Raw genomic sequence first — 20,230 nt, forward strand, 5'->3', positions numbered from 1 at the left:
AGTCCGTCGTGGGACGGATCGGGTCAGAGCAGGGTCTGCGGCGGCTCGAGCAGCTCCGGGCCGTCGTTGCCCACCCTGCCGACAGCCGGATCCACCTCGCGCACCTCGAGCGTCGAGTCGTCGAGCAGATGCGCGTCGTCCAGGATCCATTCCTGCGCCGCGTGGCGATCGTCCATGGCGGTGTCCAGCCAGGCATCGATCTCACCGCGGCGCAGCATCACCGGGGTGCGGTCGTGGAGCTCGGCGAGATCACCGGTGGCTTCCCGGGTGATGATCGTGGCGCTGAGCAGGTAGGTGCCGTCCTCCGTGGCGGCGGGCCCTTCGTGCTGCCCGGGACCCTTCCACCAGGAGACCAGGGCCGCCATGTACAGCGGGGTCCCGTCGGCCGGGGCGATGAAGTACGGCTGCTTGCGTGTGCCCTTGTCGTCCCGCACCCACTCGTAGTACCCGTCCATCGGGACGATCGCCCGATACCGCCCGAGGCTCCCGCGGAAGCTCGGCTTCTCCCCGAGGGTCTCCCGTCGGGCGTTGAAGGTGCGTGAGGAGAACGAGGCCTCCTTCGCGAACGGTGGCAGCAGGCCCCACCGGGCGACCCGGAGGGCTCGGACCACCTCGCCGGTCTCCGTGTCCACCGATTCGGTGACCACGTGGATCGGCGCCGTGGGCGGGATGTTCCAGCGGCTGCGCAGATGCGGATCGGTGAGGTCGACAGCGCCCAGGTCGTCGACCAGCGGGTCGATCTCCTGGAAGAAGGCGAAGCGGCCGCACATGTCAGGAGTCCTTGGGCGAGGAGCCGCCGTCGGAGAGTCCGGATGTGGCGGTGCCTGCTGCATCGGAGCCGTCGGCTGCGCCGGATGACACCGCCGGCACGCCGTGGCGAGGAGTGAGGCGGGCGTCCTCACCGGTGTAGGCCTCGGAGTCGCGGTGCAGGTTCTTCAGGCGGATGTCGCGACCTTCGTCGATGATGTCCTCCCGCTTCGACTCCGCCTTCTCCGCGGCCTTGGAGTCCCGCATCGGGAGGTCGAGGGTGTCCTCGGCCGGCTTGCCGGACTCGAGCTCGCGGGCCCTCTCGAACTCGGCGTCGACCTCCGCGCCGAGGATGATCACGATGTTGATGATCCACAGCGCGAACAGCACGGCCATGATGCCGCCGATGGCTCCGTAGCTCGAGTAGCCGGCGACGGTGCCCATGTAGATCGACAGGGCGACCGCGGCGACGGCGATGCCGACGATCGCGAACACTCCGCCGGGGGAGATGAGACGGAACGGCTTGGCGATGTTCGGGGCGCCCCAGTAGAGCAGCGAGATCAGGGCGAAGGCGAGCACCAGGATCACGGGCCACTTCACCCAGGTCCAGATCGGCAGGAACGATCCGGTCAGGAAGCTCAGCGCGCCCTCGGCTCCGATCGAGGACGCGATCGGCCCCAGGATCCCGTCCACGAGCGACTGGTTCAGGAGGATCGAGACCATGATCAGGAGGATGCCGAGGATCATCGCGATCGTCAGGCCGAGCATCGAGAGGGTCAGGCGGATCGGCCCGCGGCCCTCGGGGATCTCGTAGACCTGGTTCGCGACCCGGCCGAACGCCTTGATGTAGCCCGAGGCGGACCAGAGGGCGGTGGCGATACCGATGATCAGCGCGATGGTGCCACCGGTCGCCGAACCCATGAGTGACGTGATGGTCGAGCTGACGGCCTCGCTCGCGCCGAGCTCGGATCCGCTCGCCGCCGAGGAGATGGCCTGGGTGATGAGGTCGGCGATCTGATCCTTGATGGGGGCCAGCAGCAGGGTGGCCAGGGAGAACAGCGCCAGCAGCGTCGGTGCTATCGAGAGCACCATGAAGTAGGTGAGCTTCGCGGCCTGGTCGGTGCCGCCGTCGCGCGTGAACTCGGACAGCACGCGCTTGGCCATGTACTTCAAGGTCGGCCGGCTGAGGCGGGGGGACGACGGATCGGGGGAGTCGGCCATGAGGTGGGCTCCTGGGGTGTGGAGGATCTCGAGGACAGGTGCTGTCATCCTGCCACGAGGCGGGGCTGGGAGAGTTATCCACAATTCCTGACAAGTGCCAGCAAAAGGGCTCCGGTTCGATCTACAGTGACCGACGTGCGTGTGAAGCGTATTCCACGATCGGAAAGGACCGGTCGGTCAGGCCGGGAGGGGACTGGATGGACACCGCCGCCGTCATCGAGGCCGAATCACGGGAGCTGATCCGGCGCCGAGGCCTCGACGCACAGGCGGACCAGCTCGAGCCGCTGATCAGGGAAGTCGTCGCCGACTACGACCGGCGCTCCTCCTCCGGCGAAGTGCCGGTCCTGCACGACGACGATTCGACCGTGGCCGAGGTCGCCGCCCGCATCGGCGGCTTCGGCCCGCTCCAGGAGATGCTGGATGATCCGTCGGTCGAGGAGATCTGGCTGAACTCCCCGAGCCAGGTCTTCTGCGCTCGCAACGGTCGCAGCGAGCTGACCACGATCATCCTGTCGGACACCGAGGTGCGCGGGATCGTCGAACGGATGCTGGTGAGCTCCGGGCGTCGGCTGGACATGAGCACGCCATTCGTGGATTCCCTCCTACCTGACGGCTCGCGCCTGCACGTGGTGATCCCCAGCGTCACCCGGGCCCATTGGGCGATCAACATCCGCAAGTTCGTCGCGAAGGCGTACGACCTCAGAGGGCTCGTCGCCCTCGGGTCGCTCACGATCCAGGCGGCGGACTTCCTCGATGCGGCGATCGACTCGGGGCTCAATGTCGTGGTGAGCGGAGCCACGGCATAGGTTCTCAAGCCAATATATTGGTGTGCAGGCCTCAGCACGTCGAAACCCTGTTTGACCAGCGGGTATGCCTTGAGGCATACGTGGCGAAGCGGTCACGGCGCGACGCAAACTTTGAGAGCGATGCGACGACTCGTACGTCATGCATCCGTAGGCACCCGTGTCCGCCCTAATCTGGCCTCATGTCACCTTTTTGGCAGATCATCACCTCCGCTGGGCTCGGGGCACTCATCACGGCCTTCAGCAGCTTCGCGATTGTCCACATCGGCAACAGGCACGCACGACAGCAGGCCATCGAGGCTCGCGAGCATGACAAGGAAATGCGGGCGCTCGAATATGAGCGGGCTGACGCTCAGGAGCTGGCGGGGATAATCCACGAGCTAGCCGTCGTAACCGAGCGGTGGGCTAATGCACAGCTCGTGACGATTCCACTGGTTGACCAGATGGAAAGAGAGGACCTCATGGAATGGGTTGACACCGATTCAGCACGGGAGTCGCGAGAGATGGCGGTCCGTATCAGTGATCGGCTGATACGAGCTCTGCTACTGACACGTGACCAGACGATGCAGCGGAAGGTCTCCGCGGCATTGAAAGCGCGTGATGCATTGCAGGAGGCTTCTGGCCTCGACGGAAAGTTTGCGGCGCTAGGAGCCTTCAGGTCAGCCGTGAACGATATTGCTGTACACGAGACGAACTCTCGTAAGTGACCCTTAGGCATGGGACGGCCCCCGTTCCCGGTGACGGGATCGGGGGCCGTCAGCTCACTGCTCGACTTCAGCGAGGTACTGCTCCGCGAAATCGGCGCGCTCTGGGCAGTCATACGCCACGACTAGACGCACGAGATCAGGGTGCGTCCCCGACGCCGGGTCATCGTCCCCGTACCGCTTCACCATTACGCTGAACGCTTCCGGTCCCATCGCGGACGGGTCAGTATCTGACTCACACAAACCTTCGGCTATGTACGCCCGGTACTCGGTCACATCGTCCGGTTCGATTCCCGTCAGCCGATCAAGATCGGCTGAGAAGTTCCCGGACGTCTCAATCGCGGGGGTCGGCTCCTCCGCGACAGTGCTTTGCTCCGTCGCGGGTGCCGCTTCCGTAGGCTCCTGCACAGCAGTGTTCGTTTCAGTCGTAGGCGTGGTCTCCGTAGGTTCAACCGGGTCGCTGCTTCCTCCACATCCAGCGAGTACCAACAGGGCCAAAGGGAGCACGATTCGTCGCATTCCCTGATCGTACGATGGACCCCCGACCCCCGACCCCCGACCCCCGACCCCCGACCCCCGACCCCCGGTCCCGGTGACGGGATCGGGGGCCGTCCTGCGCCCGTCAGCGCTTCGTGTCGGTGATGATCCGGTGATACGCGGCGATCATGCCTTCCATGCGACCGAGGACGACGGGGGCCGCGCCCGACTCCAGGGCGTCGGCATAGCCGTCCTCGATGCGCTCCATGTCGGTGGCCCACTGCTCGCGCAGTTCCGCCAGATGCTTGCTCATCGCTGCCCCCCGTGCTCTGCTTCCATGCCGTGGATCAGCATGTCGAGCATCCCGGCCACCTCGGCGGTCCCGTTCTGCTGCCCCGGCTCGAAGAAGCCGCGCATGCGGGCCTCGGTGTTGTCGACCTCGAGCAGCCGCGGGACGGCCTTCACGGGGTCCGTCCTGAGCAGCGGAAACAGCTTGGTGCGGTACATCTGGAACCGCGCCAGCATCAGGTCCCGGGCGTGCTGCGCCTCCGGCAGGACGCCCTTCGCGTTGTCGAGTGCCCGGTGCGCGGTGGACTTCGAGACACCGTGCATGTCGGCGGCCTGCCGGACCGTGGCCCCGGCGGCGAGGGCGTTGATGATGCGGGCGTCCCGCTCCTCGCGCTGCGCTCGTGCCGAGGCCCTCATCGTCCCGCCTCCGTGGGTCCCGCGGCCTGTCCCGCCACCGTGAGGGTCTGGCGCTGGTCGGCCTGCTGCTCTGCCCGCTCGCGCATGCCGTCCTGCGCGGCGAGCTTCTTCGCGTCGGCGAGGGTGCGAGTCTCGTCCGGCGAGGACACCAGCCCGAACGTGCCCCGGTACGCGGTGGGGTCGTGCCGGTAGATCGCGGACTGAACCGCCCCGCCCGGCTCGTCGCCGCCCGCCAGGGCCTCGAGGGCGTCGGCCCATGCCGTGGTGGCCTCCTGGTCGGCGTGAGCCTCGGCGGCCTTCACAGCGTCCTCGTGCCCGAGGTCAGCGAGGCGATCGAACACGGCCCCGCGCAGCTCGGCCTGCACCCCCTCAGGGTCGGACGACGACAGGACCCGCTCGCTGGTCTCTGCGGCGTCCAGGATCGCGGCGAGGCGGGTCTCATCGGCCTGCTGGATCACCTGGAGGATGTTCCTGCCCGCGTCCATCAGGGCGTCGACCTTGGCCCGCTGGTGGGCCAGCACGGCGATGCCGTCCGCCGTGGTGGGGGCCAGGGCGTCCAGGACGGCGTCGCGCGGGTCCGGCCCCTCGGGCCGCTGCGGGATCGCCTGGCGCAGCTTGGCGCGGGCGGCGGCGCGGGCCTCGGCCTGCCGGGTCCGGTTCGCCTCGGGGGTCAGGTCGCGGTCGCGCAGCTGCTCGGCGGCGACCTGGTCGGCGCGGTACTGGAGGAATGCGCCCTGGAACTTGCTGGTGTTGATCATGGTGCGTGTCCTTTCGGGGAATGGTGACTGGTCCTGCTGGTGGCCGGGACCTGGTGGTGGTGCGCGGGGGCGCACCTCGGCGCACTGCGGCGCGCTTCGACGCGCTGCTGGTCTACGGCGGCGAGGGTCCTGGTCGGGGCCGGGGTCGCTGCCCACGGTGGGCAGGTGGTGAGCTGGTGAGGTGCGCCGCGGCGTGCGCACTTCAACGCGCTGGAAACCGGCGCGGATGGAAGGGATCACTGGTCGGCCTCCTGGGGGTCGGTTCGGGTGGCGGGTGACGGAAGTGACGGATTGCCCCAGTGATTCCCTAGAGAAAGATCGTTACGAGAACACTGGGAAGATCCATCACTTCCACCACTCCTGCAGGTCAGAGCACTTCGAGGCGATTTCATGCCTCCATCGCCCCCTGCTCTGCGAGCCGTATTCCGTGCCAGACCTTGCCGCGGTTGCTGGCCTTCCCCTCGATGTAGACGTAGGTCTCGGCCTGGTCGGCGATCAGGGCGTTGAGGCGGCGGCCGATCATGTTCGGGGTGAGCGACTCCTTGCGGTTCGCGAGCTGCCACCTCGTGTACGCCTCGGCGAAGTCGGCCGCCTGGACCCGCGCTCCGGCCTCCAGCACGCACTCCTCGGCGATGAACTGCGCCAGGCTGTCGCTCTGCGCCCGGTAGCCGTCCGTGGTCGCCCTGACCTTCGCCGGGGCGACCAGGCGACCCTCGGCCTGGTACTGCTCCAGCCCGGCCACGGCCCACGCGAGGATCGCCTCGAGGCACGCCTCCAGGTCCTCCGGCAGCCGCGTGTCCTCGCGGCCCTCGAAGGAGACCTCGAACGGCACGACCCGCATGCGCGCCCACACCGCCTGCGCCCGGGGGTCGACCTCGGGCAGGTCGTTCGTGAGCATGAAGAAGCTGTGCGACGGCGCGAAGTTGATGGGGTTCTGGCCCATGTGCTTCGCGTTGATCGTGTCGCCGCCCGTGAGCTGCTTCATCGTGGACTCGGCGAGCTTCGCGCCCCGCTCCAGCTCGCTCATCACGGCCCATCGGGCTCCGCGCAGCTGCATCATCTGGGCGAGCTCTCCGGCGGACTTCCCGCCGTGCCTGGAGGCGACGAGGAGGTCGTTCGATGCGGCGATCGCGTAGTCGCCGAGCGCGTTGGAGAGTGCCTCGGCGAGCACGCCCTTGCCGTTGCGGCCGGTCCCCGTGGCGACCACGAGGACGTGCTCGAGGACCCTGCCGACCAGGCCGACCCCGGCGTAGCGCTGGAGGAAGCCGCGCACCTCGGGGTCGGGCAGGGACGTCATGAGGAAGTCGTCCCACCGGTCGGAGCGCGTGCCGGGCTCGTAGGCGGCGGCGGTGCGCTTGGTGATCAGGTCGGCGGGGTCCGCGGCTCGCAGCTCGAGGGTGCGCAGGTCGAGGGTCCCGTTCGCGCAGTTGAGCAGCCAGGGGTCCACGTCGGTCTCGGCGGCGAACATCTTGCGGGAGGCGAGGTCGAGGACGCCGTTCGATCCGCTGCCGGTCATGCTGGAGCGGACGTCGGCCTGTAGGTCCCGGTCGGTCATCGCCTCCTGCCAGGAGACGTTGAGCATGCGCTCGAGCAGCGCGTGGGTGCGGGCGTCGTGGACGTCTCGCGCCCACCTGGTGCCGTCCCAGTGGTGCCAGCCGGTGCCGTTGACGTACAGGGCGTGGCCCTCGGCGTAGGTCGAGAACCGCTTGGCGATCCGCTGGTGGGACCGGAGGCCGCTGTCGGCCCAGTCGGCGGGCGTCGGCGGGTAGGCGGGCGCGGGGGCGGTGTGCCCGGGGGCCGCGTGCTCGCGGTCGAACCGTGCCGCGACCTCCGCCTCGTACGCGGCGACCTCGGCCTCGAGGGCTGCCTGGTCCTCGTCGGAGAGGTGGCTGCTCATCGTGGGGTCACCTCCTGCCCGGTGAGCCGCCCGGCGGCGTCCTCGAGGGCGCGGCCTTGGTCGACCAGCACCACGGCGAGGTCGGCCGCGGGGAGCTCATCGACGGCCTGCTCGATCCGCTGCGCCCGTTCGCGTGCCCGACGGCGGACGGTCGCCTCGATCAGGGCCGGGATCATGCACAGGCCGCCTGCGCCCATCGGCGAGCCGTCGATGCCGTAGAGGTCCATCACCAGGGCGTCGAACCGGTGCCGGTCCTGGGGTCGGATGAAGCCGCGGTCCTGGGCGTGCTGCCCGAGGGTCATGGGCTCGACCCGGTCACCGCCCATCAGGACGCTGTGGGCGGCCCGTACGGCGGCGCACAGGGGTGCGCTGGTGAAGTCGCCCGCGGTGATCCTGCGGAACGCTCTGACGGCCTCCTGCGGCTCCGCGTGGATCATCGCCCCGGCGACGGCGAGCTCGGGCCGGGGGAGGGTGGTCACGTCTACCGGTACCGGGATCGGGACGGTAGTCTGAGCAGCGCGTGTCTGATCGATCCTGGCCGTCCCGGTTGCCTGACCGGGGCGGCTTTCTGTTGCGGTGGTCATCGGGCGTCGACCCCCTGCGGGTAGAGGATCGCGGCGATGCGGCGGGCCTGCTCGTCGGTGAGCGGGGGCAGGGACTCGGCGGCCTCCCGGGCGGCGTCCTCGAGGCGGGTGGCCTTGAGGCTGCGGCGGGCCTCGACCAGCTCGGGGTCGTCGGCGGGTCGGATGCGGGAGAGGGACGCGACCTTGGCGCGGTGGTGTGTCCACGTGGACATTGGGACTCCTGGGGGCATGAGAATCTCACGCTCCGTGGGGAGTCGTCTGTCGCCTTACGTCAACGGCCCAGGCAGAACCGGCTTGCGCTATTAGGTCAAGCGTACCCGGTCGAGGCGGGAGATATCCACGTGGCGCGCCCCGGCGACGATCAGCGCGAGCGCCCGTCGTGTGAACTTCTCCTCGCGCAGCGGCACGGTCCGGCCACACCTGGAGCAGCGGAACGTCCGCGTGAAGTGCACGCCGCCCGGCGTCCCGTCCTCCCGGTAGTGGGGGACGGGGTCAGGCGCGCGGCCCTCGTCCACGCTGACCATCGCCTCGACCTCGCCCGCGGTGAGGCTCGGGAGGTCGGCCAAGGTCAGGCTGCCGATGTCGTCCTCGTGGACCAGCAGCCGCGCCATGACCTCGTGCCCGTGAGTGCCGCGCCCGCTGCACAGCACCCTGAGCGTGCGCCACTGAGCATCGCTCTCCCGCTCGCGGTCCGTGCGGTCATCTCGTCGTCGCCTGCTCATCGGTCCTCGCCTCCCTTCGGGGTGATGTGGATCAGCTCGGTGCGGAACCGTCGCCCGCCCACGCCGTCGCCCTGCTCGATGTCGACCCGGAACAGCTCACCGATAACGGTGCGCTGCTGGTCCACGGGGGCGTCGAGGAACGCCTGGCCGGGCGACTTCGCCCTCATGATGCGGGAGACCGTACGGTTGCCGCCCGCGGCCCTCAGGGTCACCTCGGCGGCCCTGATCTGGTGGTCCAGGTCCGTCGTCCCGTCGACCAGCTGCGCCTCGCCGATGGTGCCCGCGGCGAACAGGCGCACCAGCGTGCGCTTGCGCTCCTCGAGCTCGCCCAGCTGCTCCCGCGCCTTGTCTCGGGCCGACCTCGTGGTCCGCTTGCGGGCCTCGGCGGTCACCTGCTGGTCGACGTCGGCGCGGTCCAGGAACTCGGCCACGACGGTGCGCACGTACTTGTCCAGCGGTGCCGTCCGCCGGTAGGCGTGCCCGGTCTGCACTCGACCCGCCTGTCGCCGCTGCACTCGGCAGGCGTACTGCTGCGGGTTCACCCCGACCATCGCCTCACCGCACCAGCAGAACGCGACGCCGGACAGCATGTGCTTGCGCCGCCCGCTGCCCGCGGGTCCGCCCCGCTTCGTCTGCAGCGCCGCGCGGGCGGTGGCGTAGTCCTCGGCGTCCACGATCGCCGGGTACCGGCCCTTGTAGGCGCGGCCGTTGTGCTCTTGCAGGCCGACGTTCGCGGGCCGGACCAGGAGGCCCTTCACGGTGCTGGTGGACATGATCGGCCCGAGCTCATCCCACGTGGCGCGTTGCGGACCCTCCTTCGGCGACGAGTAGTTCCGGCGGCGGCCGCGCACGCCCTGGTCGGCGATCCACTGAGACACCGACGTGAGGGACTGGCCCCGGGCGATGCGCGCCGTTGCCTCAGCGAGGACGGGGGCGACCTCGGGGTCGGGCTTGAACGTGCCCGGCTTACTGCCCTTGATCCAGCCGATGGGGACCGGGCCGCCGAGGGCGCGGCCGTTGACGCGGGCGTCTTGCTTCTGGGCTCGGATGCGCTCGGACATCTTCTCCGACTCGCCCGCGGCGACGCTGCCCTTGATGCGGGCCAGCATCCGCCCGGATGACGTGGCGAGGTCGAGGTCTCCCGCGTTGACGGTGTGCGTGGGGATGCCGCCGTCGACGCCGCAGGCGGCGATGTAGTGCTCGAGCTCGAGGGGGCGGCGGTGTAGCCGGTCGGTGTCCCAGACGATGACGGCGTCGACCTCGCCCGCTTCGATCAGGCTGACGAGCTCGTCGTAGCCGGGGCGGCGCTTGCTGGTGGCGAATGAGGCGCTGATGTCGTTGTCGACCAGGGCGTGGGTGACCTCGTACTCGAGGCTCCTCGCCAGTTCGCGGCATGCCCCCTCCTGGCGTCCGACGCCGAGTGCTCGCCCGTCCCGGTCCTTGCTGATGCGGCTGTAGATCGCGGCCCGCTTGCCCTTTAATGTCATGGCACCAGCGTATATGCTACCGGTGCCGGGAAGACCACCTTCCTGCGCTGCCTCGCCCAGTCCATCGGCGCACGAGAACGTGTCGTCACGATCGAGGAGGTCTTCGAGCTGGACCTGGGACTGCGGGATGTGGTGGCCATGCAGACCCGGCAGGCGAATCTCGAGGGAACCGGCGAGATCTCCATGCGTCGTCTGGTGAAAGAAGCTCTGCGGATGAGGCCCAGCCGCGTCATCGTCGGGGAGGTCCGGGAGGCGGAGTCGCTGGACATGCTGATCGCCCTGAACAGCGGGTTGCCCGGCATGGCCTCGATCCATGCGAACTCCGCACGCGACGCGATCACCAAGCTCTGCACCTTGCCGCTGCTCGCCGGGGAGAACATCTCCAGCCGATTCGTCGTCCCCACCGTCGCCAGCTCCATCGACCTCGTCGTGCACCTCGACATGCTGGCCGACGGTCGACGGCGGGTGCGGGAGATCGTCGGGCTCGGTGGACGCGTGGAGGACGAGGTCATCGAGATCTCGGAGCTGTTCGTTCTGCGCGGGGAGCGTCTCGTGCGTGGGGACGGGCACCCGCCGCATGCGGAGCGGTTCGCCCGTGCGGGGCATGACCTGAGTGCGCTGCTGGGCCGAGCGGACGCGGCATGAGCGACGGGGCGTTCCTGGGGCTGATCGCCGGACTCGGTCTCCTGTCCATCTGGTGGTCGTCGTGGGAGCAGGAGGGCGAGATCCCTCGACGCGGGAAGATCGCTCGGGTCATGGATCGTCTGAGGGACGACCTGGTCACCGTCGGCCTGACATCTGTCCCTCCCGCTGCCGTTCCCGCGCTGAGCGCGGGCCTCGGCCTCGTGGTCTCCGCCGCCCTCTGGGCAGTCTCGAGCGCAGTCGTCCCCTCCCTGGCCATCGGCGTCGCGTCGATGATCCTTCCGGTCGTATTCCTGCGCTCAGCGGCCCGGCGACGCGCGACCGCGATGCGCGAGGTCTGGCCGGAAGCCGTCGATCACATCAATTCAGCGATCCGCGCCGGGCTCTCGCTTCCCGAAGCGCTGGTGCAGCTCAGCAGGAAAGGTCCTGAGGACCTTCGCCCCGCCTTCCACGAGTTCTCGCTCGACTATCAGGCCAGCGGTGACTTCGCCGTCAGCCTCGACCGGCTCAAGGTGCGGCTCGCCGATCCTGTCGGGGATCGGATCGTCGAGGCGCTGCGGATCACCCGGGACGTGGGAGGGACCGATCTGGGAGGTCTCCTGCGCACGCTTGCTGCCTTTCTCCGCGAGGACGCACGAACCCGAGCGGAGCTCGAGGCGCGACAGTCCTGGACGGTCAATGCGGCACGACTGGCCCTTGTCGCACCCTGGCTGGTGCTGGCCCTGATGTCGACCCGCCCCCAGGCCGCGCAGGCCTACGACTCGCCGATGGGGATGGCGATGATCCTGATCGGGGCCGTGGTGTCGCTGATCGCATACCGGGTCATGCTGCAGATCGCGCGTCTGCCCCAGGACGAGCGGGTCCTGCGATGACCGCCTCCGGCACCACCTTGACCGGTGCCCTCCTGGGCCTCGTGCTCGGACTCGGTCTCGCCCTGATCGCCGGTCATCTGCCCTGGCTCCGATCGCGTGACCTCGATGCCCGGATCGATCCGTACCTGCGGCGCTCGCGGGCCTCATCGCTGTTCAGCCCTTCTGCGGCCACGAGCCGAGCCCGGCTGGTCGCGGAGAACCTGCTGGGCCCTGTTGCGCATCGCGTCCTGGGAGTCCTCGAACGGCTCACCGGCGGAGCGGACCAGCTCGAGCGCCGACTCCGGCTGGCGGGGCGGCGCTCCTCCACGGACTCCTTCCGAATCGAGCAGGTCGTCTTCGCGGTCTTCGGCCTGGTCCTCGGCGTCGTCGTCGCCCTCCTCGCGATGAGCACCCGCGGGGCGAGCCCCGTGCTCGGCCTGCTCATCGTGGCTCTGGGCGTGGTCCTGGGCGTGCTGCTCAGGGACTATCTGCTCGGCGTCGAGATCACACGTCGCGCCGCGAGGATGGCCCGGGAATTCCCGACGGTCGCCGATCTGCTCGCCCTCGCCGTCGCAGCCGGGGAGAGCCCGATCGCGGCCATGGAGCGCGTCGCCCGGACCTCCACCGGCGCCCTGCCTGACGAGTTCGCGGCGACCGTCGCGGACATCCGTTCCGGAACCAGCGTCGCTCAGGCGCTGGCTTCCTTGGGCATGCGTACTCCGCTGCAGTCCCTGAGCCGTTTCGGGGAGGGGGTCTCCGTCGCGATCGAACGCGGAACGCCTCTCGCGGACGTGCTCCGTGCGCAGGCGCAGGACGCTCGAGAGGCATCCACGCGCGACCTGATGGAAACCGCAGGCCGACGCGAGATCTACATGCTCATGCCGGTCGTCTTCTTCGTCATGCCGCTCGTGATCGTCTTCGCCATCTTCCCCGGGCTCGCCGTCCTCCAGATCTCCGTCTGACCCTCCGTCCTGACGTTCCGCACGATCCGCCGACCGCACGATCCGCCCGACCGCCCGACCGCCCGACCGCCCGACCGCCCGCTCACCAGATCCGACACGACCCGATGAATCCACCGCACCACCGACAAGGAGCACGACATGACCGTTCACCGCACTCGACTCCACCGCTCATCCCGCCGCGTGCGGCCCACCACCCGGGTCGCCGAGCACGCCGGAACCCCTGAACCGAGTCCTCTGGCGCGCCTCCTGGCACGCCTCGGCTCGGACCGCGGCGATGTTCCCGGGTGGGTGCTCATCACATTGATGACTGCCGGGATCGTCGTCGCGCTCTGGGCCGTCGCCTCCGACCAGATCGTCCAGATCTTCGAGAACGCGATGGCGCCGTTCCTCGGCGGAAGCCTCTGAGTGCGAGAGCTCCGAGAACCCCTCCGTGATCAGCACCTCGCCCTCGCAGCCCCCCGCCCGCACTTGTCATGGCAGCCGTCGAGGCCGGGCACACGGCGCACGGTGCCTCACCGGAGCACTGCGTCGCGACGACGGTTCCGCCGTGGCGGAGTTCCCGATGATCGCGGTCCTGATCATCGTGATCGCGCTCGCCGTGGTGCAGGCGGCCCTGATCCTCCATACCCGCAACACACTGATCGACGCGGCGGTGCAGGGCGCCCATCATGCATCCCTGGTCGGGGCGACGCCTCAGGACGGAGCCTCCCGCGCCGAGCAGCTGATCGAGAGCCGGTTCGGAGACGCCTTCGAGGCCGAGGCCACTGCGACGCAGGGGGCGGACGGCACCATCGAGGTCGAGGTGAGCGCGACACTCCCGCTGGTGGGCCTCTTCGGACCCGCCGGAGGCATCACCGTCGAGGGTCGCGCACTGGATGAGGAGTCCTGGTGACCGGGGTGACCGGGGTGACCGGGGTGGCCCGGGCGCGCCGTGCGGTGCACACGATGACCGGCCGCCGGCGAGCACGACTTCGGTCCCGGCCACCGGTCTCGCCGCGCCACTGCCGCTGGGCGACGCGCAGGACGGGGCGGCTGGGTCGGGATGACGGGAACGCGCTCGTGGAATTCGTGGTGCTCTCCGCAGCGCTGCTGATCCCCTCCCTCTACCTGGTGCTCACCCTGGGGTCCGTGCAGGCCGCAGTGTTCGCTGCGGACACGATCGCCCGGGACGCAGCCCGGATCCATGCCGTCGCCCCGGACCAGGCCGATGCGGTGCAGCGGACGCAGCAGCACACGTCCATGATCCTCGAGGACTTCCATCTCGCCGGAACCGACGTCGTCCAGATCAGCTGCAGCGAGACGCCCTGCTCGACCCCGGGAGGAATGGTCACCGCTGAAGTGCGCATCCTCGTTCCGGTTCCGGGACTGGGCCCGATCCTCGGCGAGAACGGACCGGTCACCGTGGGAGCGGCGCACGCCGTCCAGGTCGATCAGTATCGAGTGGCCGGCTGATGCGCCTCCTTGCTCGGCTTCGGGATCCGCGTGGATCCATGACCGTCCTGACCACCGGTGTCCTCGTCGTGATCCTCATGGTGATCGGCGTGGGCACCGCGATCACGGGCGTCCACCTGGAGCGCACGGAGCTGCAGCACGCCGCAGACAGTGCCGCTCTGGCCGCGTCGCAGGCCATGGACCCTGCTCGTCTCTACGACTCCGCCGGGGGAGACGCCCTGCACGAGGGATCCGCCCGCCGCGCGGCCGAGGACCACCTGCGCAGATACCCGCTCGACACGACCCGCACCGAGAACCTCCACGTCGAGTCCGTCGAGGTCGATGGGGACCGCACCGTGCGCGTGGTCCTCTCTGCGCGCACCCACCCACCCCTGGCAGGGTGGTTCACGCGGGGGACCGGGCTGTCGGTCCCCCTGACCGTCTACGGAGAGGCCCGAGCCCGATGACCCCGACCGTCCCACCTGCTCCGAGAGCGCCCACGACACCGAGGACCCCGCTGGCCACCGTCCTGCTCGCTCCGGACAAGTTCAAGGGGACGCTCAGCGCAACCGAGGTGATCGACGCCCTCGCCCGCGGCATCAGGGAGAGCGCACCCCAGGTCGAGCTGCTGTCCTGCCCCATCGCCGACGGCGGCGACGGCACGGTCGACGCCGCGCTCGCCGCGGGCGCCGAGCTGCGCTCGAGCATGGTCACCGGCCCGACGGGAGAGCCACGTACCGCACGCTGGGCCCTCTCCGGCCGGACTGCGATCCTCGAGCTCGCGGAGGTCGTCGGCCTGCGGGCACTGCCTGACGGGACCCTGGCCCCGGGAGCCGCTTCCACCCGGGGACTCGGCGAGCTGATACTGGCCGCCGTCGAGACTGGCGCGATCACCGTCGTGGTGGGACTCGGCGGCAGCTCCTCCACCGATGCCGGAGCCGGACTCCTGCAGGGGCTCGGAGCCCGCCTGCGCGCCGCGGACGGCGCGGATATCGCGCCCGGCCTGGACGGTCTCACCGCCCTCGTCTCCGCCGACCTCTCGCCCGCACTGGCCGCGCTCGAGGGCGTCTCCCTCGTCGCGGCCAGCGATGTCACCAACCCCCTGGTGGGCAGGGACGGCGCCGCTGCGGTGTACGGACCGCAGAAGGGCATCACCCCGACAGAGATCGACCAGGCGAACGGCGTGCTCGCGGCCGCCGCAGAGATCCTGGATCCCGACGTCACCGTCCGCGACGCCCCGGGAGCAGGGGCAGCCGGAGGTACCGGCTTCGCCCTCTTCCTTCTCGGCGCCGAGCAGCGATCCGGCGCCGACGTCGTCTTCGAGCTGGCCGACGTCGACGCCCTCCTGGACCGCGCGGACGTGGTCATCACCGGGGAGGGGAAGCTCGACGAACAGACCCTGCACGGCAAGGGCCCCGCCGAGATCGCCCGTCGGGCCCGGGAACGAGGTCTCCCGGTCGCAGCGGTGGCCGGTGCCATCACCCTCGGCGGTGACGAGCTGCACGCGGCGGGCATCGTCCGTGCCTGGGATCTCACCTCGCGGGCAGGCAGCGTGCAGGACGCCATGGAGAACACCGTGCCCTGGTTGATCGAGGTGGGGCGCGACCTCGGGGTCTGGCTCGTGAACGAGCCGGACGCCCCGGAGCCGTCGGCCCGTCCAGAGGACCTGCCGTAGACTCTGGCCTTGTGTCTTCCACCGACTTCTCCGTAGAGATCCCCCAGCTGCGCTCCACCCTGTCGTCCATCGAGCAGGTGACTGACATCGAGGCGCTTGACGCCAAGATCGTCGACCTCGAGGCGCAGGCGTCGGCCCAGGACCTCTGGGACGACGTCGAGAACGCGCAGAAGGTCTCCTCCTCCCTGTCGCATGCGCAGTCCGAGCGTCGGCGGATCAGCGAGCTCTCCTCTCGCATCGAGGACCTCGAGGTGATGGTCGAGCTCGCCGCCGAGGAGAACGACGCGGACACGCTCGCCGAGGCCGAGCGCGAGCTCATCTCCATCCACAGGACCCTCGACGAGCTCGAGGTGCGCACGCTGCTCGCCGGCGAGTACGACGAGCGCGACGCCGTGGTGACGATCCGCGCCGGAGCAGGCGGCGTCGACGCCGCGGACTTCTCCGAGATGCTCCTGCGCATGTACCTGCGCTGGGCCGAGCGTCACGGCTACGCCACCAAGGTCATGGACACCTCCTATGCGGAGGAGGCCGGGCTGAAGTCCGTCACCTTCGAGGTCTCCGCCCCGTACGCCTACGGCACCCTCTCGGTGGAGGGCGGCACCCATCGCCTGGTGCGCATCAGCCCCTTCGACAACCAGGGCCGTCGCCAGACCTCCTTCGCCGCGGTCGAGGTGATCCCGCTGATCGAGTCCACCGATGCGATCGAGATCCCCGAGAACGACCTCAAGGTCGACGTGTTCCGTTCCTCGGGCCCCGGTGGCCAGTCCGTGAACACCACGGACTCCGCCGTGCGCATGACGCACCTCCCCACCGGCACCGTCGTCTCGATGCAGGACGAGAAGTCGCAGATCCAGAACCGTGCCGCGGCGCTGCGCGTCATGCAGTCCCGTCTGCTGCTGCTGAAGAAGGCTGAGGAGGCCGCCGAGCGCAAGGAGCTCGCCGGTGACGTCAAGGCCAGCTGGGGCGACCAGATGCGCTCGTACGTGCTGAACCCGTACCAGATGGTCAAGGACCTGCGCACCGAGTACCAGGAGGGCAACCCCTCCTCCGTGTTCGACGGCGAGATCGACGAGTTCATCGACGCCGGGATCCGGTGGCGCGCGGAGGAGAGCAAGCAGCAGGACTGAGCTGGGCGCGAGGACCCGAGGACAGCAGGGCCCGGGCGAGCAGGGCCTGGACGGCGCGGTCGACGTGAGCATCGGCACCCGGCCTTGACCAGGTTTTGACCAGGTCGGGGAGTGCTCCTCCAGGGAATCGTGCGGCGTCGCCCCTACGCTGGGAGCGCACGACTTCCCCGATGTGAACAGGCACCCGTGATCCGTTTCGACAACGTCACCAAGACGTACATGCGCGGCCAGCACCCCGCCGTGGAGAATCTCGACATCGAGTTCTCCCGCGGGGAGTTCGTGTTCCTCGTCGGGGCCTCCGGTTCCGGTAAGTCCACCATGATGCGCATGGTGCTCAAGGAGACCGCCCCCACCCGCGGCACCGTGTACGTCGCCGGCCGCGATCTCTCCCGCATCCCGTCCTGGCGGGTCCCCGCACTGCGCCGCGACATCGGCATGGTCTTCCAGGACTTCCGTCTGCTGCCGTCCAAGACGGCCTACCAGAACATCGAGTTCGCCCTGGCGGTGATCGGCACCCCCCGCAAGGTGGTGCGCCGCCTGGTGCCCGAGATGCTCGAGATGGTCGGTCTCGAGGACAAGGGCAAGCGACTCCCTCATGAGCTCTCCGGCGGTGAGCAGCAGCGTGTGGCCATCGCTCGCGCCTACGTCAACCGGCCCACGATCCTGCTGGCGGACGAGCCGACGGGAAACCTCGACCCGTCCACTGCCGAAGGGATCCTCGAGCTGCTCTCCGAGATCAACGAACGTGGGACGACCGTGGTCATGGCCACCCACGATCAGTCGGCGGTGGACAGGATGCGTCGCCGCGTCGTCGAGATGGTCGGCGGCAAGGTGGTCCGGGATGAACAGGACGGCCGCTACGAGACGGAGGACGCGCTCAGCGTCATCTCCGGGAACCTGCCCGATGATTCGGCCCACCGCGAGGAGCATCCGCTGGACGATGTCGAGGGCCCAGGCGGCGCCGCGTCCGGACAGGGCTCGTCCGCCCGGGACGACGAGCCCGCATCGGATGTCCTCGAGGAGGAGCTGATCGACGAGCGGGATGCGCGTCTCGCCCAGGAGGAGGACGCCTTCACGGAGGACGAGGACGAGGAGGACCTGCGATGAGAGCGCGGTACATCCTCGGAGAGATCCTCACCGGACTGTGGCGGAACGTCGCGATGGTCATCTCGGTCGTCATCGTCACCGCGGTGTCCCTCACGTTCGTGGGGACCGGTCTGCTGATGCAGAAGCAGATCATGGACATGAAGGACACCCTGGTCGAGCAGTCACAGGTGACGCTCTTCCTGTGCTCCCCGCACTCGACGGCGGCCTCGTGCGCAGGAGGAGCCGCGACCGACGCCCAGATCGACTCGGTGCAGCAGGCGCTCGAGGGCGACGTGCTCTCCCCGTACATCGCCTCGTACGACGAGCGCACCCAGGACGAGGCGCTCGCGATCTACCAGGAGCAGTTCGCCGGCGAGGGGTTCGTTTCGAACTTCACCGCGCAGGACATGCCTGTCTCCTTCCACATCACGCTCAAGAACGCCGATGAATCCGCCGCGGTGGTCGAGTTCTTCCAAGGTCGCGAAGGGGTCGACGAGGTCTCCGACCTGCTCAGCACCTTCGCCCCGTTCATCGACGTGCTCAATCAGTCCACGCTGTTCGCTCTCGGGCTCGCCGCGCTGATGCTCATCGCCGCCCTGCTCCTGGTGGCGACCACCATCCGGATGTCCGTGGCGGGCCGTCGTCGCGAGATCGCGATCATGCGACTGGTCGGTGCCTCGAACCTCTTCATCCGCCTGCCGTTCCTGCTCGAGGGGGCGGTCGCCGCGATCATCGGCGGCGTGATCGCCTCGGGGATGCTCTGGATGGGGTTGCACTACATTGTGCAGGGATGGCTCGCCCCCACCCTCGGCGGCCAGTTGATCACCGTCGGAGTCGCCGATCTCCTCTGGGCAGCGCCCCTGCTGATCCTCCTGGGTGCCTTCCTCTCGATCGCCTCCTCGGTGGTCTCCCTGAACCGTTACCTGAAGGTGTGACCATGTCTCTGAGGTCTCCGAGCGTCCTGAGTCGGCCGCTGGCCGTCGCCGCCACGGCGATGTTGGTGCTGACCACAATGGTGGCCGGGCCGCTGTCGCCCGCGACGGCCGACGGCGACAAGGATCAGAAGGTCTCCGAGCGGGCCGACATCGATCAGCAGCTCGAGGATCTCCGGATCGACCTCGGCGGGGTCAACGATGACCTCGCGGACACGTACATGGCACTGGCCGAGACCGAGCTCCTCATCCCGAAGGCCCAGCAGGACCTCGAGGATGCCCAGGCCGAGCTCGAGGCCGCGCAGGAGAACAACCGGCAGATCGGTGAGCGCCTCACCGCTGCGCAGGACGAGGAGAAGCAGCTCTCCGGCCAGGTCGAGAGCGGCCAGGACGAGGTGGACAGCAGCGACGAAGAGCTGTCGCAGATCGCGCTGGATGCCTATAAGGGCGGCGGGATGCCCAGCCCGTCGAGCGTCTACATCGGCGGCGGTACCCCGCAGGACACCGTGGACCGGTCCATGAACTACCAGCTCACGCTCCAGTCCCAGGGCAGCCGGCTGGACACCCTGCGCTCCGATCAGGCCGTCACCGAGAACTCCGCGGACAGGCTCACCTCCGTCCGGGAGGAGATCGACGCCCTCAAGTCCGATGCCGAGGACGCCGTGGACCGCACTGCGGCGGCGGAGGATGCCGCGGCGACCGCGAAGCAGGATCTCGACGATCTCTATGCCACGCAGAAGACTCAGCGGGACGACCTCGAGTCCAAGAAGGCCACCTACGAGGAGGACGAGGAGGACCTCGAGTCCCGCGGCTCGACCCTCGACGAGGAGATCCAGGAGCTCGCCCGGAAGGAACGTGAGCGCGAGGAGGCGGAGCAGGCCAAGAAGGACAAGCCCGCGGCGCCGGCGCCGGCTCCCCGCGGCGGCGGAGGAGGATCCTCGAGCTCGAGCGGGGGATGGGTCTATCCGGTCAATGCCCGCCTGAACTCCAACTTCGGGTGGCGGTACCACCCGATCTACCACACCCGCAAGCTGCATGCCGGGGTCGACTTCCCGGTGGCCTGCGGAGTCCCGGTGGGTGCCGCGCACTCCGGTCGCGTCCTCGCGCACACGTACAACAGCGGTGCCGGCAACAAGCTGATCCTCAGCCACGGGATCCAGAACGGGAAGCTCATCACCAGCTCCTACCATCACCTCCAGGGCTACGCGGCCCCGGTGGGTGCTGAGGTCTCCGCCGGCGACACCGTCGGCTATGTGGGGACCACGGGCTCGTCGACCGGCTGCCATCTGCACTTCGAGGTCCAGGAGGATGGCAACTCCGTGAACCCGGCCAACTACCTCTGATCCCCACCACCTGATCTCCACTGGCCGATCCAGGGTTCGTCGAGACAGGACAGGCCGGGACCAGAACCGGGGGAGC

Annotated in this window: 23 protein-coding genes and 2 pseudogenes; 14 read left to right on the forward strand and 11 right to left on the reverse strand. The window is 69.1% G+C overall.

The window, feature by feature from the left end; all coding sequences use genetic code 11:
- Nucleotides 1–23: 23 nt before the first annotated feature.
- Complete coding sequence (locus ACT3T5_RS12445) at nt 24–770, reverse strand: SOS response-associated peptidase (RefSeq protein ID WP_444594487.1); 747 nt, start codon at nt 768–770, stop codon at nt 24–26.
- Between the two features lies 1 nt (nt 771).
- Complete coding sequence (locus ACT3T5_RS12450) at nt 772–1,968, reverse strand: YihY/virulence factor BrkB family protein (protein WP_444577919.1); 1,197 nt, start codon at nt 1,966–1,968, stop codon at nt 772–774.
- Between the two features lie 197 nt (nt 1,969–2,165).
- Here ACT3T5_RS12450 and ACT3T5_RS12455 point away from each other — a divergent pair.
- A pseudogene (locus ACT3T5_RS12455) lies at nt 2,166–2,768 on the forward strand (ATPase, T2SS/T4P/T4SS family); the annotation flags it as partial.
- Between the two features lie 185 nt (nt 2,769–2,953).
- On the forward strand, nt 2,954–3,478 hold the full coding sequence (locus ACT3T5_RS12460) for a hypothetical protein (RefSeq protein ID WP_444594488.1): 525 nt from the start codon (nt 2,954–2,956) through the stop codon (nt 3,476–3,478).
- Nucleotides 3,479–3,532: 54 nt separating this feature from the next.
- On the opposite strand, the gene ACT3T5_RS12465 is transcribed toward ACT3T5_RS12460, so the two are convergent.
- The 9 genes from ACT3T5_RS12465 to ACT3T5_RS12505 form a co-directional block, all read right to left on the reverse strand.
- The gene (locus ACT3T5_RS12465; RefSeq protein ID WP_444594489.1) at nt 3,533–3,994 is read right to left on the reverse strand and encodes a hypothetical protein; all 462 of its coding nucleotides are present in this window, start codon (nt 3,992–3,994) and stop codon (nt 3,533–3,535) included.
- 103 nt (nt 3,995–4,097) lie between these two features.
- Nucleotides 4,098–4,265 (reverse strand): hypothetical protein, encoded by a 168-nt coding sequence (locus ACT3T5_RS12470; RefSeq protein WP_444594490.1) that lies wholly within the window; start codon nt 4,263–4,265, stop codon nt 4,098–4,100.
- Entirely contained in the window at nt 4,262–4,657 is a 396-nt protein-coding gene (locus ACT3T5_RS12475; protein ID WP_444594491.1) for a helix-turn-helix domain-containing protein, read from the reverse strand. The genes ACT3T5_RS12470 and ACT3T5_RS12475 overlap by 4 nt, the downstream gene beginning before the upstream one ends.
- The gene (locus tag ACT3T5_RS12480) at nt 4,654–5,415 is read right to left on the reverse strand and encodes a hypothetical protein (RefSeq protein ID WP_444594492.1); all 762 of its coding nucleotides are present in this window, start codon (nt 5,413–5,415) and stop codon (nt 4,654–4,656) included. The genes ACT3T5_RS12475 and ACT3T5_RS12480 overlap by 4 nt, the downstream gene beginning before the upstream one ends.
- Nucleotides 5,416–5,803: 388 nt before the next feature.
- Nucleotides 5,804–7,312 carry a DNA primase family protein gene (locus ACT3T5_RS12485; RefSeq protein ID WP_444594493.1) on the reverse strand — a complete coding sequence of 503 codons (1,509 nt, stop codon included), beginning with the start codon at nt 7,310–7,312 and terminating at the stop codon, nt 5,804–5,806.
- Nucleotides 7,309–7,791 (reverse strand): hypothetical protein, encoded by a 483-nt coding sequence (locus ACT3T5_RS12490; protein ID WP_444594494.1) that lies wholly within the window; start codon nt 7,789–7,791, stop codon nt 7,309–7,311. The genes ACT3T5_RS12485 and ACT3T5_RS12490 overlap by 4 nt, the downstream gene beginning before the upstream one ends.
- Before the next feature lie 101 nt (nt 7,792–7,892).
- Entirely contained in the window at nt 7,893–8,108 is a 216-nt protein-coding gene (locus tag ACT3T5_RS12495; protein ID WP_444594495.1) for a hypothetical protein, read from the reverse strand.
- A 90-nt stretch (nt 8,109–8,198) separates the two neighbouring features.
- The gene (locus ACT3T5_RS12500; RefSeq protein WP_444594496.1) at nt 8,199–8,618 is read right to left on the reverse strand and encodes a hypothetical protein; all 420 of its coding nucleotides are present in this window, start codon (nt 8,616–8,618) and stop codon (nt 8,199–8,201) included.
- On the reverse strand, nt 8,615–10,105 hold the full coding sequence (locus ACT3T5_RS12505; protein ID WP_444594497.1) for a recombinase family protein: 1,491 nt from the start codon (nt 10,103–10,105) through the stop codon (nt 8,615–8,617). The genes ACT3T5_RS12500 and ACT3T5_RS12505 overlap by 4 nt, the downstream gene beginning before the upstream one ends.
- Before the next feature lie 15 nt (nt 10,106–10,120).
- Between ACT3T5_RS12505 and ACT3T5_RS12510 the strand changes: the two are divergent.
- The 12 genes and pseudogenes from ACT3T5_RS12510 to ACT3T5_RS12565 all read left to right on the forward strand — a co-directional run.
- Nucleotides 10,121–10,750: pseudogene (locus ACT3T5_RS12510) on the forward strand (CpaF family protein); the annotation flags it as partial.
- Entirely contained in the window at nt 10,747–11,619 is an 873-nt protein-coding gene (locus ACT3T5_RS12515) for a type II secretion system F family protein (RefSeq protein ID WP_444577921.1), read from the forward strand. The pseudogene ACT3T5_RS12510 and the gene ACT3T5_RS12515, both read left to right, overlap by 4 nt.
- Complete coding sequence (locus ACT3T5_RS12520; RefSeq protein WP_444594498.1) at nt 11,616–12,560, forward strand: type II secretion system F family protein; 945 nt, start codon at nt 11,616–11,618, stop codon at nt 12,558–12,560. The genes ACT3T5_RS12515 and ACT3T5_RS12520 overlap by 4 nt, the downstream gene beginning before the upstream one ends.
- 138 nt (nt 12,561–12,698) lie before the next feature.
- On the forward strand, nt 12,699–12,965 hold the full coding sequence (locus ACT3T5_RS12525; RefSeq protein ID WP_444577923.1) for a hypothetical protein: 267 nt from the start codon (nt 12,699–12,701) through the stop codon (nt 12,963–12,965).
- A gap of 142 nt (nt 12,966–13,107) precedes the next feature.
- Nucleotides 13,108–13,452 (forward strand): TadE family protein, encoded by a 345-nt coding sequence (locus ACT3T5_RS12530; RefSeq protein ID WP_444577924.1) that lies wholly within the window; start codon nt 13,108–13,110, stop codon nt 13,450–13,452.
- Nucleotides 13,449–14,012: a hypothetical protein gene (locus ACT3T5_RS12535; protein ID WP_444577925.1), complete on the forward strand. Its 564-nt coding sequence runs from the start codon at nt 13,449–13,451 to the stop codon at nt 14,010–14,012. Before ACT3T5_RS12530 ends, ACT3T5_RS12535 begins: the two co-directional genes overlap by 4 nt.
- Nucleotides 14,013–14,050: 38 nt before the next feature.
- Nucleotides 14,051–14,458 (forward strand): pilus assembly protein TadG-related protein, encoded by a 408-nt coding sequence (locus tag ACT3T5_RS12540; RefSeq protein ID WP_444577926.1) that lies wholly within the window; start codon nt 14,051–14,053, stop codon nt 14,456–14,458.
- Nucleotides 14,455–15,666 carry a glycerate kinase gene (locus ACT3T5_RS12545; RefSeq protein ID WP_444594499.1) on the forward strand — a complete coding sequence of 404 codons (1,212 nt, stop codon included), beginning with the start codon at nt 14,455–14,457 and terminating at the stop codon, nt 15,664–15,666. The genes ACT3T5_RS12540 and ACT3T5_RS12545 overlap by 4 nt, the downstream gene beginning before the upstream one ends.
- 11 nt (nt 15,667–15,677) lie before the next feature.
- On the forward strand, nt 15,678–16,793 hold the full coding sequence (prfB, locus tag ACT3T5_RS12550; RefSeq protein WP_444577928.1) for a peptide chain release factor 2: 1,116 nt from the start codon (nt 15,678–15,680) through the stop codon (nt 16,791–16,793).
- 186 nt (nt 16,794–16,979) lie between these two features.
- The gene (gene ftsE / locus ACT3T5_RS12555; protein ID WP_444577929.1) at nt 16,980–17,900 is read left to right on the forward strand and encodes a cell division ATP-binding protein FtsE; all 921 of its coding nucleotides are present in this window, start codon (nt 16,980–16,982) and stop codon (nt 17,898–17,900) included.
- Nucleotides 17,897–18,814 carry a permease-like cell division protein FtsX gene (gene ftsX / locus ACT3T5_RS12560; RefSeq protein WP_444594500.1) on the forward strand — a complete coding sequence of 306 codons (918 nt, stop codon included), beginning with the start codon at nt 17,897–17,899 and terminating at the stop codon, nt 18,812–18,814. The genes ftsE and ftsX overlap by 4 nt, the downstream gene beginning before the upstream one ends.
- Before the next feature lie 2 nt (nt 18,815–18,816).
- The gene (locus tag ACT3T5_RS12565; protein WP_444594501.1) at nt 18,817–20,154 is read left to right on the forward strand and encodes a peptidoglycan DD-metalloendopeptidase family protein; all 1,338 of its coding nucleotides are present in this window, start codon (nt 18,817–18,819) and stop codon (nt 20,152–20,154) included.
- Nucleotides 20,155–20,230: the final 76 nt, after the last annotated feature.

Origin of the sequence: Brachybacterium sp. AOP3-A1-3 (assembly GCF_052378285.1) — a bacterium.
Classification (GTDB): domain Bacteria; phylum Actinomycetota; class Actinomycetes; order Actinomycetales; family Dermabacteraceae; genus Brachybacterium.

Bases quoted from the DNA above. Each gene is read 5' to 3' on its own strand.
- ACT3T5_RS12495 (WP_444594495.1), bottom strand. From the start codon at position 8,108: ATGTCCACGTGGACACACCACCGCGCCAAGGTCGCGTCCCTCTCCCGC.
- ACT3T5_RS12545 (WP_444594499.1), top strand. From the start codon at position 14,455: ATGACCCCGACCGTCCCACCTGCTCCGAGAGCGCCCACGACACCGAGG.
- ACT3T5_RS12505 (WP_444594497.1), bottom strand. From the start codon at position 10,105: ATGACATTAAAGGGCAAGCGGGCCGCGATCTACAGCCGCATCAGCAAG.
- ACT3T5_RS12565 (WP_444594501.1), top strand. From the start codon at position 18,817: ATGTCTCTGAGGTCTCCGAGCGTCCTGAGTCGGCCGCTGGCCGTCGCC.
- ftsX (WP_444594500.1), top strand. From the start codon at position 17,897: ATGAGAGCGCGGTACATCCTCGGAGAGATCCTCACCGGACTGTGGCGG.
- ACT3T5_RS12525 (WP_444577923.1), top strand. From the start codon at position 12,699: ATGACCGTTCACCGCACTCGACTCCACCGCTCATCCCGCCGCGTGCGG.
- ACT3T5_RS12520 (WP_444594498.1), top strand. From the start codon at position 11,616: ATGACCGCCTCCGGCACCACCTTGACCGGTGCCCTCCTGGGCCTCGTG.
- ACT3T5_RS12445 (WP_444594487.1), bottom strand. From the start codon at position 770: ATGTGCGGCCGCTTCGCCTTCTTCCAGGAGATCGACCCGCTGGTCGAC.
- ACT3T5_RS12485 (WP_444594493.1), bottom strand. From the start codon at position 7,312: ATGAGCAGCCACCTCTCCGACGAGGACCAGGCAGCCCTCGAGGCCGAG.
- ACT3T5_RS12540 (WP_444577926.1), top strand. From the start codon at position 14,051: ATGACCGTCCTGACCACCGGTGTCCTCGTCGTGATCCTCATGGTGATC.
- ACT3T5_RS12470 (WP_444594490.1), bottom strand. From the start codon at position 4,265: ATGAGCAAGCATCTGGCGGAACTGCGCGAGCAGTGGGCCACCGACATG.
- ACT3T5_RS12500 (WP_444594496.1), bottom strand. From the start codon at position 8,618: ATGAGCAGGCGACGACGAGATGACCGCACGGACCGCGAGCGGGAGAGC.
- ACT3T5_RS12450 (WP_444577919.1), bottom strand. From the start codon at position 1,968: ATGGCCGACTCCCCCGATCCGTCGTCCCCCCGCCTCAGCCGGCCGACC.
- ACT3T5_RS12515 (WP_444577921.1), top strand. From the start codon at position 10,747: ATGAGCGACGGGGCGTTCCTGGGGCTGATCGCCGGACTCGGTCTCCTG.
- ACT3T5_RS12480 (WP_444594492.1), bottom strand. From the start codon at position 5,415: ATGATCAACACCAGCAAGTTCCAGGGCGCATTCCTCCAGTACCGCGCC.
- ACT3T5_RS12460 (WP_444594488.1), top strand. From the start codon at position 2,954: ATGTCACCTTTTTGGCAGATCATCACCTCCGCTGGGCTCGGGGCACTC.
- ACT3T5_RS12475 (WP_444594491.1), bottom strand. From the start codon at position 4,657: ATGAGGGCCTCGGCACGAGCGCAGCGCGAGGAGCGGGACGCCCGCATC.
- ACT3T5_RS12465 (WP_444594489.1), bottom strand. From the start codon at position 3,994: ATGCGACGAATCGTGCTCCCTTTGGCCCTGTTGGTACTCGCTGGATGT.